The organism is Nocardia sp. NPDC004582, assembly GCF_053602115.1.
Map to the genome: position 1 here is coordinate 1 of NZ_JBSGCY010000300.1, position 1,317 is coordinate 1,317.

The 1,317-nt window shown below is 71.8% G+C and carries 2 protein-coding genes; both read left to right on the forward strand.

The genetic code is table 11. From position 1 onward, the window contains the following. Positions 1-170: 170 nt before the first annotated feature. On the forward strand, positions 171-1,055 hold the full coding sequence (locus tag ACWELJ_RS34170) for a DUF692 domain-containing protein (protein WP_452370186.1): 885 nt from the start codon (positions 171-173) through the stop codon (positions 1,053-1,055). Next, positions 1,052-1,317: hypothetical protein (locus ACWELJ_RS34175; RefSeq protein ID WP_452370187.1), on the forward strand; the 266-nt coding region annotated here is incomplete at its 3' end. The genes ACWELJ_RS34170 and ACWELJ_RS34175, both read left to right, overlap by 4 nt.

Sequence of the window (1,317 nt, forward strand, 5' to 3'; positions counted from 1 at the left end):
TGGAGCTTGGCCCGGGCGGTGGCCGGGGCCGCCGAGGTGGCGGCCGGAGGCGGCGGTGGCGCGGGCGGCAGCTCGTGCGGCAGCGGCTCCAGTTGCGGCAGCAGCGGAAGTAGTTGCAGCAGTGGCGGAAGCAGCTGCGGCAGCAGCTGTGGCGGCGGAGGCTGCGGCGGATGACCGGATCACCGCTTCCCGAGGGCGCGCTGGGCATCGGCTGGCGGCGCGAGATCTGCGGCATCGTCGGTGCGCTGGACGGTATCGGCTTCTGTGAGGTCATCGCGGAAACCTTGGCGCCGAACGGTTCCGGACGCAGGCGCGGCCGCGGTTCCGGGGCCGTGGTGCCGGAGGAACTCGCCGAGCTGGTGGCGCACGGGATACCGGCTGTGCCGCATGGCGTTTCGCTCTCCCTGGGCGGCGCGGAAGCCGTGGACGACCACCGGGTCGCGCAGCTCGCCGACTGCGCGCGGGCCCTGGGCTCGCCGCTGGTGAGCGAGCACATCGCCTTCGTGCGCGCGGGCGGACTGGAAGCCGGTCACCTGCTGCCGGTGCCGCGCACCCGGGAAGCGTTGGATGCCTTGGAACGCAATATCTTCCGCGCGAGCAGGCAGCTGGACGTGCCGCTCGCGGTGGAGAACATCGCGGCCTTGTTCGAATGGCCGGACGCCGACTACACCGAGGCGGAGTTCCTGCAGGAACTGGTCGAACGCACCGGCGTCTATCTGCTGCTCGATATCGCGAATGTCTATGCCAATGCCCGTAATACGTCACGTGACCCGCTGACCGAGCTGTTGCGGTTACCCGCCGAACGGGTCGCCTACTGCCATATCGCGGGCGGCCACGAGTCGGACGGACGCTATATCGACACGCACGTGCACAGCGTCCCCGCCGAGGTCTTGGACCTGGTGGCCGAGTTCGCCACCGGGCGATCGGTCCCGCTCATGCTGGAACGCGACGGAAACTATCCGCCCGCGACCGAACTCGCCGCCGAACTGAACGCCATCGCCGCGGCGTCCGGCCGCGCGCCCGTCACCCTGCGCCCGGAGGCGATTCCGGCATGACCATCGAATCCGAGCGCGCCACGGGCACACTCGCCGAACAGCAGGCCGCGATCGTGCGGGCCCTGGTCGCCGGGGACCCGGCGCCGCCCGGCTTCGACACCGGAGACCTGGCGGCCACCGCGCACGGCCTGCTGCACAAGCGGGCCGACGAGGTGGCCCGGCGCTTCCCGGGACTGGCCGTCGCCGCCGGACCCGACTTCCGCGCGCGGTATCTGGAGTGGGCGCGCACCCGCCCGAAGACCAGCACCCCCGAGGACGCGGC

Excerpts from the sequence above, each read along its gene's own strand:
- ACWELJ_RS34170 (WP_452370186.1), top strand. The coding sequence starts at position 171 with ATGACCGGATCACCGCTTCCCGAGGGCGCGCTGGGCATCGGCTGGCGG.